The sequence below is a fragment of the Saccharothrix sp. CCNWYY140 genome (genome assembly GCF_037401995.1).
Classification (GTDB): domain Bacteria; phylum Actinomycetota; class Actinomycetes; order Mycobacteriales; family Pseudonocardiaceae; genus Actinosynnema.
This window is the reverse complement of sequence record NZ_JBBEGC010000011.1, coordinates 1-14,176: the sequence shown is the minus strand read 5'-3', so window position 1 is coordinate 14,176 and position 14,176 is coordinate 1. Positions and strand designations below refer to the sequence as shown.

Here is a 14,176-nt window from a genome sequence, read left to right as displayed (position 1 = left end):
CCCTGGCAGGATCAGGGCGTGAGTGACATTCAACGTGTTGGAGTGGTGGGTGGCGGGCTCATGGGGTCCGGCATCGCCGAGGTGTGCGCGCGTGCCGGCCTCGACGTGCTGGTCTCCGAGGTCAGCCACGACGCCACCGAGGCCGCGCGGGGGCGGATCGCCTCCTCGCTCGGCAAGGGCGTGCGCAGCGGGAAGCTCAGCGCCGAGGACCGGGACGCCGCACTGGAGCGCCTCCGGTTCACCACCGACCTCGCCGACTTCGCCGACCGGAACCTGGTCGTCGAGGCCGTCGCGGAGAACGAGCAGGTCAAGACCGAGGTCTTCGCCGCGCTGGACAAGGTCGTCGAGGACCGCCGGGCGATCTTCGCCTCGAACACCTCCTCGATCCCGATCATGAAGCTGGGCATGGCCACCAGCCGCCCCGAGCACGTCATCGGCGTGCACTTCTTCAACCCGGTCCCGGTGCTCAAGCTCGTCGAGCTGGTCCCCTCGCTGCTGACCGGCGAGCAGACCAAGCAGCGCGCGGAGGAGTTCGTGACCGGCGTCCTGCACAAGGAGGTCATCCTGTCGCAGGACCGGGCCGGGTTCGTGGTGAACGCCCTGCTCATCCCGTACCTGCTGTCCTCGATCCGGATGCTGGAGTCCGGCTTCGCCTCCGCCGAGGACATCGACAACGGCATGGTGCTGGGCTGCGCGCACCCGATGGGTCCGCTGCGCCTGGCCGACCTGATCGGCCTGGACACCACCAAGGCGATCGCCGAGTCGATGTACGACGAGTTCAAGGAGCCCCTGTACTCGCCGCCGCCGCTGCTGCTGCGCATGGTCGACGCCGGCCTGCTGGGCAAGAAGAGCGGACGCGGGTTCCACAACTACTCCCGCTGACCCCCGCGCGTGCATGGGACCGCCGCGACCCGGCCGTCCCACGCACGCCGCCGTCCCATGCACGCCGCCGTCCCATGCACGCGCCCGACCCGATCCGGTCCGGGCGCTCTACCACATGAGGATCCCTCACACGACCGCCGAACGGTATGAAAAGCCATTTACCGGCGCGTCTTGAATGGGAGACCGCATTGGTGCGGAAACCTCGGAGTTTACCGCACCGACCCACGCCGACAAAGAACACGATCCGTCATCGAGAGCGACGACACATTGAGACGAAAGGCTGACGACATTAGCCGTCAATATGCCGTTCGGAGCAGTTTCGGCTACCCGCCCCAAATGTGACAACGACCGCTCCGGCCGTTTAGAGTGCGCTGCGTCACGCCAGGGTCCCCCGGTGGACAAGTCCGCTTTGCTTGACGTACTTTCGGTGCGCACCCACGAGGAGGACTCGCCTTGGCCGCCAGAGAGGTATCCATCCGCGATTTCACCAGTCGGCAACTGACCTCCCTCCTGCATTCCGTGGGAATTGGCGACAATATCTCCGATTCCGTTTCGCTGCTCGCCGACGCGCTCGGCCCCGGCGGCCTGCGGCCGATTTCCGGCCCCCTCGGCTGGGCCTCCGGCGTGGCCGACGACCACACGCCGGTCGAGTTCTCCACCGCCTTCGGCATCGGCGAGCCGACCGCGGTCCGGATGATCGTCGAGCCGACCGCGGTCACCCCCTCGCGCGAGGACAACACCGCCGCCGCCCTGCGCGCGCTGCGCCGGATCGCCCGGCGGCCCGGCGTGGACACCTCCCGGTTCGACGCGGTCGCCGACCTGTTCCTGCCCGAGCGGCCCGAGCACGACTTCGTCCTCTGGTACTCGCTCGTCCTGCGGCACGCGGCGCCGCCCGCGGTGAAGGTGTACCTGAACCCCGAGGTCAGGGGCGGTGCCGCCGCCGAGGGGCTGGTCCGGGAAGCGCTGTCGCGCACCGGCTTCGCCGCCGGTCACGCCGCCCTGCGCGCCCACGCGGTGACCCGGCCGGGCCTGGACCGCTACTCGTTCTTCGCCCTGGACCTGGTCGAGCGGCACCGCGCGCGGGTCAAGGTCTACATCTCGCACGACCTCGCGGGAGTGGCCGACGTGGCCCGCGCCGCGCAGGCCGCGATCGGGGTCGACAGCGACCGGCTCCCGGACTTCTGCCTGCTCACGGGCGGTCGCGACCACCCCACGTTCGGGGGTCGCCCACTCGTGTCCAGCTTCACCTTCATGGACGGCGACGTCACCGCGCCCAGCGGCTACTCCCTGTACGTCCCGATCCGCGACTACGTCAACGACGACGCCGAGGCCCGCGCCCGCGTGCTCGCCGTGATGGCCAAGTACGGCCTGGACCCGACCCAGTTCGACCGCGCGCTGGACAGCGTCGCGCAACGCCCGCTGGACGAGGGCGTCGGCCTGATCGCGCACGTGTCGCTGCGCATGGGCCGGCCGCGTCCGGGCATCTCGGTCTACCTGTCCTCCGAGGCGCACAGCACGACGGCGCCCCGGTCCGCCACGAGCGTGGCGGTGTGAAGAAACGGCCGAAACCGCACGTCGAATGGCCCGTGGTCGACCACACCTGCGTGGTCGGCGCGGGCTTTTCCGGCCTCGCCGTCGCCGCCGCCCTGCGCTCCCGCGGCCTGCCGGTCACCGTGCTGGACCGCGGTGACGGCGTCGGCGGCCTCTGGCACCACCCCGACGCGGCCAGACCCGGCCCGGCCTACCCGTCGCTGCACCTCAACACCGCCCGCGGCCTGACCGGCTACCCGGACTTCCCCATGCCGCGCGACCTGCCCCGCTTCCCCCGCCACGACCAGGTCGCCGCCTACCTGCGCGACTACGCCGACCATAAGGGCGTCACGGAGGTGACGGAGCTGGGCGTCGAGGTCGAGTCGGTGGACCGCGACGACGACGGCACGTGGCTGGTGACCTCGGTCGACCGCTCCGGCCGGCGCCGCACCCGCGGGTTCGGCCACCTGGTGGTCGCCGCCGGCCACCACTGGTCGCCCAAAGTGCCCGCGCTGCCCGGTGACGAGACTTTTCCCGGTCGCAAATCGCACTCCTTCGACTACGCCGGTCCGGTGAACCACGCGGGCAAACGGGTGGTGGTCGTCGGGTTCGGCAACTCGGCCGCCGACATCGCCGTGGACCTGTCCCGCATCGCCGAGCGGACCATCCTGGTGCAGCGCAGCGGCCGGCACGTGCTGCCCAAGACCCTGCTCGGACTGCCTCTGGACGAAATCGCCGGGATGCGGTGGTGGACCCGCCTGGCGTTCCCGGAACAACGTCGGCTCATCGAGGTGCTGCTGCGGGTGATTCGCGGTCCGCTGCGCGACTACGGTCTCGTGGAACCGGACCACCCGTTGTTCGGCGGGGCCGTCATGGTGTCCGACGAACTGCTCAGCCGGATCGCGCACGGGGACGTCGTCGCGAAACCCGCGATCGCCCGCGTCGATCAGTCGGCTATACATTTCGCGGACGGCACGGTCGAGGTCGCCGACGAACTGCTCTACTGCACCGGGTACCACATCGAATTCCCATTCCTGCCCTTCGAATGGGTGTTCGAACCGGGCGGGCGGGTCGCGCTGTACCAGCGGGTCGTGTCACCCGCCCAGCCGGACCTCTATTTCGCCGGCCTGATCAAGCCGTTCGGGGCCATCACCCACCTGGTGCACGCGCAGGCGGAATGGATCGCCGACCTGGTCGAGGGAATCGCGGAACCGCCGTCGCCGCGCGCGATGCGCAAGGAGATCTCGGCGCACCTGGAGATGGCGGCGGCCCGCTACGGCACGTCGGCCGCCGACTCCATCCACGTCGACTTCGCGCCCTACCTGGCGGCGTTGCGGGCGCAACGCCGCTCCTCGGTGCTGACCACTCGACGCGGCTAGGTCACACCGTCGCGTCGAGGCGGTCCATCGTGTGCTGGATCAGGCTCACCAGCACGGCCTTGCTCGACTCGCGTTCCCGGGCGTCGCACAGCACCACCGGGATCGCGTCGTCCACGTCCAGCGCCCGCCGCACCTCGTCCACCTCGTACAGGTGCGAGCCCTCGAAGCAGTTGACCCCGATGACGAACGGGATGCCGCGCCGCTCGAAGAAGTCGATGGACGGGAAGCTCGAGTCCAGCCGCCGCGTGTCCACGAGGATCACCGCGCCGATCGCACCGTAGGCCAGCTCGTCCCACATGAACCAGAAGCGGTTCTGGCCGGGGGTGCCGAACAGGTACAGCACCACCTCGGGGTTGATGGTGATGCGGCCGAAGTCGAGGGCGACCGTCGTGGTCTCCTTCTGCTCCAGCCCCACCACGTCGTCGACCCCGACACCGGCCTCGGTGAGCAGCTCCTCGGTGTGCAGCGGCGGTATCTCGCTGACCGAGTTGACCATCGTCGTCTTGCCGGTGCCGAAACCGCCGGCGATGACGATCTTGACTGGGGTGGGGACCAGCAGTTCCCCGCCCGGCCGCTCAGATTCCACGGACACCATCCAGCACTGCCTGCAACAGGTTCCGGTCCGGTACCACCGGCACCCGGGAGGGGTCTCTGATCACGACGTCGCCGCGCTGGATCAGGTCGCTCAACAGCACCTTCACCACCACCAGCGGCACGTCCAGGTACGCGGCGACCTCGGCCACCGACAGCGGTCGCCGGCACAGCTCCATGATCTCCAGGTGCTCCACCGACAGCGCGTCCGGGTCCGACGGCGACGGCATCGCGCGCACCTGGGTCACCAGGTGCAGCTCCGGGCGCAGCGGACGGGTCCGGCCGCGCACCATCGCGTACGGGCGGACCAGCGGGCCCGCCGCCTCGTCGTACCACCAGTCCCCGCGGCTGGACTTCACGACGACCGCCGGGCGGTGGGCAACGCCGAGCCGGTGCCGCGCGGCGCGGAGGACAGGTAGGTGCCGACCCGCTTCACGAGCATGTTCATCTCGTAGGCGATCATGCCCATGTCGGAGTCCTCCTCGCCCAGCACCGCCAGGCACGCGCCGTGCCCGGCCGCCGTGACGAAGAGGTAGGCGTGCTCCATCTCCACGATGGTCTGCCGCACCGCGCCGCCGCCGAAGTGCCGACCCGTGCCGCGCGCGAGGCTCTGGAACGCCGAGGCCATCGCCGACAGGTGGTCGGAGTCGTCCTTGGACAGTCCCGGTGAGCGACCGAGCAGCAGGCCGTCCGCGGACAGCACCACCGCGTGCCGGGCACCCACCACACGGCTGACCAGGTCGTCCAACAACCAGTTCAGTTCGTTGTGCTGGCTGGTCATGTCGTTCATCGGCTTGCCTTTCCGGTTTCCGTCTCGTCCGGTCGCGGTCGGGGTCTACGGTTCGAGTGCGTCGTCGGAGCGGCGGGCGTCGCGCGTGCCCCGCTGGAACGCCGACAGGCCCTTGCGGGACCGTTCGGCGGACTGCTCGACGTCGACCTCGGCGAGCGGCTCGGGCGTGGGGTGGAAATCGTTGCGCACCAACTGGGGGGCGAGGTTCTGCTGCCGGCGGCGGCGCGGCAGCTCCGGCTTGTCGGCAGGGTCCTCGGCGCCCGCGGTGGTGCGCTTGCGCTGCGGCAGTTCCAGCTCGCCGCTGCGCTGGGACAGGTCGAGGGACCCGCTGTGCCGACTCAGGTCGGACTGGCTGAGGTCGGACTCGGTGAAGTCGAGCGATCCGCTGTGCGAGGGCAGGTTCAGTCCTCCGCTGAGTCGGTCGTCCGTTGGAAGGGAATCGCGGTTGGCCGCGGCCTCGGCGGCGGCCCAGAACCCTTCCAGCTCTCGGGAAGTACCGGGAAACCTGGCCTCGGGCACCACCTCCTCGGCCGGTTCGGGCACCAGCTGCTCCTCGTACGCGCGGCGCGGCAGCTGGCCGGTCTCGGCGATCTCGCCCGTGCCCGCGGGCCCTGCGACGATCGCGGACGGGATCAACACCAGGGCCAGCGTGCCGCCGTAGGGCGACTCGCGCAGCTCGACGTGGATGCCGCGGCGCGCGGCCAGGCGCGCCACCACGAACAGGCCCAGCCGGGACTCGCCGCGCAGCCGCATGGCGTCGAACTCCGGCGGGTCGGCGAGCATCGCGTTGTGCTGCTCGCGGTCCTCGGGGTTGATGCCCAGGCCGTGGTCCTCGATCTCCACCACCACGCCCTGCGGCACCTCGCTGGCGTGCACCTGCACCTGGGAGCGGGGCGAGGAGAACGCGGTGGCGTTGTCCACCAGCTCGGCGATCAGGTGGATGGTGTCGGCGACGGCCGCGCCGACCAGGGCGGTGTCGGGCACCGGGTTGACCTTGACCCGCACGTACTGCTCGGTCTCGGCGACCGCGGCGCGCAGGACGTCCAGCAGCCGCACGGGTTTGCGCCACTGCCGGCCGGGCTGCTCGCCCGCGAGGATGATCAGGTTCTCGGCGTTGCGGCGGGCGCGGGTGGCCAGGTGGTCGAGCTGGAACAGGGCGTCGAGCTGCTCGGGGTTCTCCTCCTCGCGCTCCAGCCGGTCCAGGATCTTGAGCTGGCGGTGCACCAGGCCCTGGTTGCGGTGGGCGATGTCGAGGAAGACCCGGTTCACGCCCTCGCGGGCCTGGCTCTCCTTCACCGCGGCGGCCACGGCGGTGTACTGGGCGGCGTTGAACGCGTCGGCCACCTGGCCGATCTCGTCGGTGCCGTAGTCCAGCGGCGGCACCTCGGCCTCGACGTCGACGTGCTTGCCCTCGCGCAGCCGGTCGACGATGTCGGGCAGCCGCTCGTGGGCCAGGGCGAGGGAGTCCTTCTTCAGCGAGGTCAGGCGGGTGATCAGGGCGCGGTTGACCAGGCGGTTGGAGGTGCGGACCGCGGTGATGATGCCGCCCAGGACCACGATCAGGGCGATGAGGCTGCCCACCAGCACGGTGATGAACCGGTTGTTGCCGCGGTCGAGGCCGACGTCGGCGGCCAGCGTGCCCTGGTCCACGGTCAGCGCGAACAGCTTCTCCGACACCGGTGCGGCCACCGTGCGCCACTCGTCCACGCCGAGCTTGACCTCGGGCGTGGCGATCAGCCGGTTCTCCAGGTCGACCAGCGCGCGCCAGCCCTGGGAGTCGGTCAGCACGCGGTACTCGCGCTGCACCGCCTCCTCGGCCGAGGGCATGACCGTCTCCAGCTGGGCGTGGTAGGAGCCGACGAGCCGGACGAACTCCAGCCGGTCCGCGACCGCGGGCTTGTCGACGGTCAGCGCGGCGGCGGCCACGGAGGAGGCGCGGGACATCCAGTCGGCGGCGCGGAACAGGTCGGTGGCGGTCAGACCGCCCTGGGCGGCCACCGCGTCGGGCACCGAGCGGGCCTGGGCGGTGAACAGCCGGGTGCCGGCGTCGATGATGTCGTTGTAGAACTTGTAGACCTGGTTGCGGTCGGCCTTGCCGCCCTCGAACTGGCGGCGCTGCTCGGGCAGCTGGTCGAGCTGGGCGTTCAGGCTGTCGATCTTGAGGACGATCTCGTCCGGCGCCTTGCCCGCGACGTCGGCGAAGGCGTTGCGCATGGACTTCGTCGTCTCGTCCACGACGCGCTGCTGGCGGCGCAGGTCGTCCAGGTCGGGCGCGCGCTGGCCGAGCGCGGTCATCGCGAGCTCGCGCTCCTTCTGGATGGCGACGAACGCGCTGACGGCGGGGATGGAGGCGTCCTTGACGCTGACCGCGACCGCACGGGTGTAGAAGCCGTCGAACACCGTGTAGGAGGAGAACGCCAACCACATCACCAGCAGGACCACGCTCGGCACGACCACCACACCGGTGAGCCGCGAGCGGATCGTCTTCTGGCTCGTCTCCGCCTTGCTCTTCTGCTTCACAGTGCTCCGCAGCCTCGTGAACTCGTCCACCTGGTCAGGCGCAGCACAACGAGCGCTGCCTCTTCGTCACCTGATCGTTGGCCACGGAACGGTAACACCTGAAGATCATCATTACGAAGAGACAGCGATCACGTGCGCGACGCGACTGCGAGGTTACCCAGTCGAGTGACATGCCGAACAGGGGGCTGATGTGAACTTTGCGCTCATCAGCCCCCTGACTCTTAACCCTTGAGACGCTCTACGGTCGCGGAACCGCTACCGCGTTGTACGGGGTCGTAGGCGTTGGTGGCGTGGTGAAACGGGCATTCGGCAGATAGAGGCGGTTGGCGAACGAGGCCACGGTGGTCGGCACGTCGAACCGCGGGTCCGTGATCTTCGTCACGAGCTTTCCGCTGGTACCGGCTTTGTCCAACGCGAATACCGAGACGGTGTTGAGCCGGTTCTGCACCACATGGAGTGTCCGGCCTTCCACCAACAGGCCGTCCCCGTTGGTCAGGACGTATCCGCCCAGGTCGACCACCTTGGTCACGCCGTCCGGACCGACCCGGTGCAGCAACCCGGTGTTGCTCTGCACGACCAACAGCGCGCGGCGGTCGGGGGTCTCGGCGATGCCGTTCGCATTGTTGACGTTGGGGGTGAGCTTGAAGTCGCCGGTCAGCGGGATTTCGGTGTGTGCGGCGGGCAGTTCGCCGTGCCGGCCGAATGCGATCTTGTAGAGGACGGCCTTCCGCGAGTCGGTGAAGTACGCGGCCCCATCGGTGATCACGACGTCGTTGACGAACGTGTCGGACGCGGCGAATGCATAAGACTTGAGGATCTCTCCCGTTCGCGCATCCACGACGCGCCCGTTGCCACCCGCTCCCCCGGCGACGAACAGCCGCTTCCACCGATCGACCTTCAACCCGACCGAAGCCGTCCCCGGCCCCTGGCTGAACACCTCACCCCGCCCGGTCCGCAGGTCGACCCGGTAGAGATCCCCATCGGCCCGCGACCCGAAGTAGGCGACGGGCGCGTGCCCGATCGCGATGCCCTCGGGCAGGAAGCCGGCGGGCAGGGCGAACTCGTCGGGGAAGGGCTGCGCTTGCTCGGCGGCGGCGGGCGCGGCGGTGATCAGGGAGATCCCCAAGACCACCGCGGCCAGCACACCGGGTGTGCGAGACATGACCACTCCTTCGGTTGTCCGTGGCCGCGAGTCTGGCGCAGCCCGGCGACGGGGTGAACGGTCTACAGCAAACCGACAGCAACCACCCCCGGACACGGAACCGGCCCGCCTCGAAGATCGAGACGGGCCGGACCGGCAGGGGTGCGCTCAGGCGCCCGGCGCGGAGGTCGACTCGGCGACCTTGTTGACAGACCAGTAATCGGTCGTCACGACACCGGCGGCAACTACCAGCGCAGCAGCGGTCACGAAGACCGCGATGGCACGGTTAAGCAAGTCAGGTTCTCCTATGACGCATGAAGGGTGCCCACTCTCACAATCGGATGTGGAGGGCTGGAACGATCTTGTCAGCCACACGCGCTTCGCGTCCACAGCACTAGCGATCTTGCTCCATCTTTCGTCGTCACCGGGACGATCCCCGGTCGGAGCAATGCGAGCGGCGTTCACACACACTTGGCGGCACAAGATCGGGTGTCCGTGCTCGAACGGTGATCAACGAGAAGACGACAAGCGCTCGGGTTCACTCGAACGGCAGGCGGCCGACCGGATGGCCGCGCTGGACACACCGCTCAAAGCACGCGAAACGCCAACACCTTCGGGTGATCTTCGGCGAATCCGCGGGCAAGATCAGCTCGTTTGCGTCTCCTGACCGCGCTCCACCGGGGAAGCGCCGGTCCGGGCGGTCGGGATGGCGCGGTCGCCGGTCACACGGGACAGTCGGGCTTCGACCTCCGGTGCGCGCGCGTCGCCCGCGTCGGTGAAGATCTTCAACGCCTGTGCCCAGCCCTCCTCCGCGGCGGCGTGGGCCTTGGCGCTCTCCCGCAGGTCGGCCAGCAGCAGCAAGGCTTCCGCCCGGCCCAGCGAGTTGCCCGCGCGGTCGGTGAGCTGCACGGCCTGGCGGGCGCAGTTCGTCGCGGCGACCACGTCGTGCATGTCCCGCTTGATCGACGCGAGGACGACGTAGGCACGGGCCGCCGTCGCGCGGTCGCCCGCGTCCCGGTGCAGCGCGACCGACGCCCTGGCGTACCGGTCGGCCGTGGGCAGGTCGCCGCGCCGCCGGTGCAGCTCGCCCAGCTCGCACAGCGTGTCGGCACGGCCGGAGACGTTGTCGATCCGCAGCTCCAACGCGCGCTGGAAGCACACCGCCGAGTCCAGGCGCCGGTTCTGGGTCATCGCCACCACGCCGAGCCGGTGCCAGGTGGCGGCCTCGATCTCGACCAGGTCGGCGCCACCGTCGCGCACCAGGGCCAGCACCTCCTCGTAGCGCTGGATGCCGCGCTCGACGAGCCCCTCCGCCACGTCGGCCTGGGCCAGGTTGTGGACGGAGGACGCCATCGCCAGCCGGCTGCCCGTCCGCTGCGCGATCAGGTGCCCGTAGTGGAAGTACCGACGCGCTTCGAGGTAGGACGACTCCTTGAGGGCCATCAGCCCCAGGTCGTTGTAGGACGCGCCTTCCGCGTCCAGGTCGCCGTCGAGCTGCGCCGCGCCGATCGCCATCGTCAGCGCGGACCGCGCCTCGTCGTAGTAGCCGCAGCGGCGGAACATGTCGCCCAGCAGGTGCGCGAGGCGGGTGACCCTGGTGTGCATCCCGCGACGGGCGGCGAGGTCCAGGACGGCCATGAGGTTGCCGCGCTCGCCGACCGCCCAGGCCCGCGCTTCGCGGTCGCTCTCGAACTCCAGCGGCAGGACGCCGTCCACCGGGGACGGCACGGGTATGCCGGGGCGGTAGGGGAACGTGATCGAGTCGGCTTCCTTGGCGGTGTGCAGGAAGAAGTCGACCAGGCGCTGTTCCGCGGCGGTTTGCTCGTCGGCGGGCACCTCGGCGCGCGCGCACTCCTCGGCGTACTCGCGCAGCAAGTCGTGGAAGCGGTAGCGGCGCAGTGAACCCGGCTGCTCGACCAGGTGCGTCGCGACCAGCAGTTCCAGGCAGTCCAGCGCGGCCGAGCGCCGCACGCCCAGGATCGCCGCCGCCGCGTCCACGCCGATGTCCGGGCCGGGGTGCAGACCGAGCAGGCGGAAGGTGCGCCGGTCGTCGTGCCGCAGCGCGCGGTAGGACCAGGAGAACACCGTCTTGAGGCTGTCGTCGCCGCCGTGGCCGCCGAGGTCGAGCAACCGCCGCTCGTCGCGCAGCTGCTCGACGAACTCGGCGAGCGGGGCGCCGGGGCTGGCGGCGATGCGGTGCGCCACGATGTCGATCGCCAGGGGCAGGCCCCGGCACAGGGTCACGAGGTCCTCGACCGCGCGCCGCTGGTGGGCGCCCCGGTCCCCGATCCGGGCGTCGAGCATCCGGACGGCGTCGGCGGTGTCCATAGAGGACACGGCAAACGTCCGGTGTCCCAGGCCTTGCAGGCGGTTGCGGCTGGTGATCACGACGGTGCAGGAGCGCAGCACCGCCAGCAGGGGTTCGACCTGCTTGCGCTCCCGGACGTTGTCCAGCACCACGAGCGCGCGCCGGTCGGCCAGCAGCGACTCCAGCCGGCGGGACCGGCGTTCGGCCGTGGTCAGGTGGTCGACGTCGGCGCCCAACGCCTCCAGGAAGCCGTCCACGACGGTGGCCGGTTCCAGGGCCGCGTCGGCGGAGAAGCCCTTGAGGTCGCGGTGCAGCACCCCGCCGGGGAACTGGTCGGCGACCCGGTGCGCCCAGTGCACGGCCAGCGCGGTCTTGCCCACCCCGGCCGCACCGTCGAGCAGGACGACACCGGGGCGCGGCTCGCGGTTCCCGCAGCCGGTCACCGCGTCGAGCTTGGCCAGGAGGGCTTCCCGGCCGACGAAGTCCTCGACGTCGTGCGGCAGCCTGCGGGGTGCGACGGCGCCGCCGCTCCACCGGCGCGGTTCGACGGGCGCGGGTTCGGACAGGCCTTCGAAGAACTCCTTGAGCGCTGCCGCCGCCGCGTCCTCGAACTCGTCCTGGAGCCGGCGGCGCATCGCGAAGTAGTAGGCCGTCATCTCGGTGCGCAGGTGCAGGCCGTGCAACGCTTCCAGCCTGCGCATCACCAGCGGCAGGTGCGCGGAGTCCTCGGGCGGCAGGCCGTCGGTGTGCGCCAGGACCGCGCGGTAGTCGCCCAGGGCCGCCAGGCTCTCGCACAGCGCGTTCTGGAGCGGCAGCCAGAGGTTGTCGCGGGCGTTGCGGCGCCAGGCTTGCGCGGGTTCGCCGGGGAGGTCCGCCAGCGGCTCGTCCAGCCAGTGGTCGATGGCCTCGCGCAGCAGGACGACGGCCGCCGCCGGGTCGGGCTGGGCCCGCGCTCGGTCGAGCAGGGCGGAAGCGGCGAAGTAGTCGATCTGCGCGTGCGGCACGACGATCCGGTAGGCGCCCCGGCGCTGCTCCAGCCAGGCCGCCCCGCGGACCGGGCGCAGCCCGTCGCGGATGCGGTTGGCGTAGTTGTAGAAGGTCTGCGCGATGTTCTTGGGCAACCTGTCCTCGGCCGTCCACATCCAGTCGACCAGGCTGGTGGTGGTGAACCACTCGCCCGGCCGCGTCAACAGCGCGCCGAGCATCGCCCGGGTCTTGGGCGCGGCCCAGTCCCGGCGCAGGCCGGCGTCCGCCCGTATGCGCGTTTGCCCCAAGATCGTGAAGAGACAGGTCACAGCGCCACCCCTCGCTGAAGCGCGTCCAGTATTGTGCGGCGGCCCGCACGGGAGTGTGCGTTGTGTTAAAAACGTTATCGTCTGTCAACCTTTTGACAGATCCCTGACAGATCATCGTGAATTGCGCCGCAATGTTGCGGAATTGCGCGTGCACCAGGCCCTGACCTGCACTGACATGTCCAATTGAGATCGCTGACATCGCTTTGGGCACACCGTGCCGCACCTTTTCCCCATCGACTCGAATCGAATGGGAGGTGGGCGTGGGCGGCGACGAGTGGACAAACGGGCCAATCGGCTTGGGAGCAGATGCACGGATCACCCGGACCGATTGCCGGATGGTGCTGGTGGTGGTGCCGCACGTGGTCGCGGGGACCCGGCTCGCGGACCTGCTGCCGCTGCTGGAGGCGGACCACCGCGTCCAGGTGCTGTTCACCGTGCACGGCGCGACGCACGGGACCGAGGAGTTCGTGCGCGGCCTCGGCGGGCACGTCCTGCCGTGGCGGCAGGCGATCCGGCACCGGTTCGACCTGGTGCTCGCGGCCAGCTTCCGCGGGCTGGACGAGGTGCACGGCGAGGTCATGGTGCTGCCCCACGGCGCGGGCGCGCTGAAATCCCGGGCCTTGCCTCGGCGGGGCGGCACGTTCCCGGTGCACGGGCTGAGCCGCGACCACCTGGTCCGGGACGGCCGGGTCGTCGCCTCGGCCCTCGTGCTGTCGCACCGGGACGAGTACCGGGTGCTGGCCCGGTCGTGCCCGGAGGCGCTGCCCGCGGCGGTGGTGGCCGGAGACGTGTGCCTGGACCGGCTGCTGGCCAGCGCCCCCTACCGCGACCACTACCGGCGGGCGCTGGGCGTGGCCCCCGACGAGCGGCTGGTCACGGTCAGCTCGACCTGGACCCGGCACTCGACCTTCGGCGCCCACATCGGCCTGTACGGGGCGCTGCTGGACCGCGGTGAACGAGTGGCCGCGGTGTTGCACCCGAACATCTGGAGCGTCCACGGCGCGCGGCAGGTGCGGGCGTGGCTGCCGCGCGAGGTGCTGGTGGTCCCGCCGGACGAGGGGTGGCGGGCGGCCGTGGTGGCGGCGGACGCGGTCGTCGGGGATTTCGGGTCCACCACGCAGTACGCCGCCGCGCTGGGCCGACCGGTGCTCGTCGTGCCGATCCCCGCTGGCCTGCTCCGGCCGGGCGGGCTCGCGGACCTGGTCTACCGCGCCGCGCCCGTGGTCGACCCCCGGTGCCCGCGGGTCGAGGACGCCGTCGTGGTGCCCGGCCTGGCGAAGAGGATCAGCTCCCGGCCCGGCGAGGCGGGAACCGCCACCCGCCGGGCGATGTACCGGTTGATGGGCCTGCCCGAGCCGGCGCGGGCGGTACCCGTCTCCCCCGTGGCGGTGCCCCGTGTGGTGCGGTGAGTGGCGGGCGGAGGCGCCCGGTGAGTGGCGGGCGGAGGCGCCCGGCGTGTGGCGGGTCGTGGGCGGGCCGTGGGACGGCTTCCTCGTCGTGGTGGGCGCGGTGGCCACCTGGCGGTGGGTCGCGGTGGCCGACCTGGTCGTCTAGACGGTGCCGCCGGCCGCAGGTTCGCCCGATCCCCACTCGCCCGTCGCGTGCTTTTCCGCGCGGAGCGCGCCGCTTTCGCGCCGAAGGCGCGCTTTTCCGCCGAAGGCGTTACGCCCGAAGGGCGGGGGGCTCTTGCGTTCCGCCAAGCGGCAGCGACCACGGGAAGGGCCTCGGTTTCTTTCCCCG

At 70.7% G+C, this 14,176-nt stretch carries 11 protein-coding genes; 5 read left to right on the top strand and 6 right to left on the bottom strand.

Annotated features, from left to right (window positions below):
- Positions 1 to 18 precede the first annotated feature (18 nt).
- The 3 genes from WBN91_RS08825 (at position 19) to WBN91_RS08815 (ending at position 3,791) form a co-directional block, all read left to right on the top strand.
- Positions 19 to 882, top strand: coding sequence for a 3-hydroxybutyryl-CoA dehydrogenase (locus tag WBN91_RS08825; RefSeq protein WP_337722008.1), 864 nt, complete (start codon positions 19 to 21; stop codon positions 880 to 882).
- A gap of 519 nt (positions 883 to 1,401) precedes the next feature.
- The gene (locus WBN91_RS08820) at positions 1,402 to 2,436 is read left to right on the top strand and encodes a tryptophan dimethylallyltransferase family protein (RefSeq protein WP_337722009.1); all 1,035 of its coding nucleotides are present in this window, start codon (positions 1,402 to 1,404) and stop codon (positions 2,434 to 2,436) included.
- Complete coding sequence (locus tag WBN91_RS08815) at positions 2,433 to 3,791, top strand: flavin-containing monooxygenase (RefSeq protein WP_337722010.1); 1,359 nt, start codon at positions 2,433 to 2,435, stop codon at positions 3,789 to 3,791. Before WBN91_RS08820 ends, WBN91_RS08815 begins: the two co-directional genes overlap by 4 nt.
- A 1-nt stretch (position 3,792) precedes the next feature.
- Here the strand turns inward: WBN91_RS08815 and WBN91_RS08810 are convergent, their stop codons facing one another.
- From WBN91_RS08810 to WBN91_RS08785, 6 genes are all read right to left on the bottom strand, one after another.
- Positions 3,793 to 4,386, bottom strand: coding sequence for a GTP-binding protein (locus WBN91_RS08810; protein ID WP_337722011.1), 594 nt, complete (start codon positions 4,384 to 4,386; stop codon positions 3,793 to 3,795).
- Positions 4,367 to 4,675, bottom strand: coding sequence for a DUF742 domain-containing protein (locus WBN91_RS08805; protein ID WP_246030183.1), 309 nt, complete (start codon positions 4,673 to 4,675; stop codon positions 4,367 to 4,369). Before WBN91_RS08805 ends, WBN91_RS08810 begins: the two co-directional genes overlap by 20 nt.
- A gap of 62 nt (positions 4,676 to 4,737) precedes the next feature.
- A complete protein-coding gene (locus WBN91_RS08800) occupies positions 4,738 to 5,172 on the bottom strand; it encodes a roadblock/LC7 domain-containing protein (RefSeq protein WP_337722012.1) in 435 nt (144 codons plus the stop codon).
- 45 nt (positions 5,173 to 5,217) lie between these two features.
- Positions 5,218 to 7,692 carry a sensor histidine kinase gene (locus WBN91_RS08795; protein ID WP_337722013.1) on the bottom strand — a complete coding sequence of 825 codons (2,475 nt, stop codon included), beginning with the start codon at positions 7,690 to 7,692 and terminating at the stop codon, positions 5,218 to 5,220.
- Positions 7,693 to 7,930: 238 nt separating this feature from the next.
- Positions 7,931 to 8,854: an SMP-30/gluconolactonase/LRE family protein gene (locus WBN91_RS08790; RefSeq protein WP_337722014.1), complete on the bottom strand. Its 924-nt coding sequence runs from the start codon at positions 8,852 to 8,854 to the stop codon at positions 7,931 to 7,933.
- A gap of 624 nt (positions 8,855 to 9,478) precedes the next feature.
- Entirely contained in the window at positions 9,479 to 12,436 is a 2,958-nt protein-coding gene (locus WBN91_RS08785; RefSeq protein ID WP_337722015.1) for an AfsR/SARP family transcriptional regulator, read from the bottom strand.
- A 335-nt stretch (positions 12,437 to 12,771) separates the two neighbouring features.
- Between WBN91_RS08785 and WBN91_RS08780 the strand changes: the two genes are divergently transcribed.
- Both WBN91_RS08780 and WBN91_RS08775 read left to right on the top strand, forming a co-directional pair.
- On the top strand, positions 12,772 to 13,845 hold the full coding sequence (locus tag WBN91_RS08780) for a hypothetical protein (RefSeq protein ID WP_337722016.1): 1,074 nt from the start codon (positions 12,772 to 12,774) through the stop codon (positions 13,843 to 13,845).
- Positions 13,832 to 13,990 carry a hypothetical protein gene (locus tag WBN91_RS08775; RefSeq protein WP_337722017.1) on the top strand — a complete coding sequence of 53 codons (159 nt, stop codon included), beginning with the start codon at positions 13,832 to 13,834 and terminating at the stop codon, positions 13,988 to 13,990. The genes WBN91_RS08780 and WBN91_RS08775 overlap by 14 nt, the downstream gene beginning before the upstream one ends.
- Positions 13,991 to 14,176 lie beyond the last annotated feature (186 nt).

Bases quoted from the DNA above. Each gene is read 5' to 3' on its own strand.
- WBN91_RS08805 (WP_246030183.1), bottom strand. From the start codon at position 4,675: ATGGTGCGCGGCCGGACCCGTCCGCTGCGCCCGGAGCTGCACCTGGTG.
- WBN91_RS08790 (WP_337722014.1), bottom strand. From the start codon at position 8,854: ATGTCTCGCACACCCGGTGTGCTGGCCGCGGTGGTCTTGGGGATCTCC.
- WBN91_RS08780 (WP_337722016.1), top strand. From the start codon at position 12,772: ATGGTGCTGGTGGTGGTGCCGCACGTGGTCGCGGGGACCCGGCTCGCG.
- WBN91_RS08810 (WP_337722011.1), bottom strand. From the start codon at position 4,386: ATGGTGTCCGTGGAATCTGAGCGGCCGGGCGGGGAACTGCTGGTCCCC.
- WBN91_RS08800 (WP_337722012.1), bottom strand. From the start codon at position 5,172: ATGAACGACATGACCAGCCAGCACAACGAACTGAACTGGTTGTTGGAC.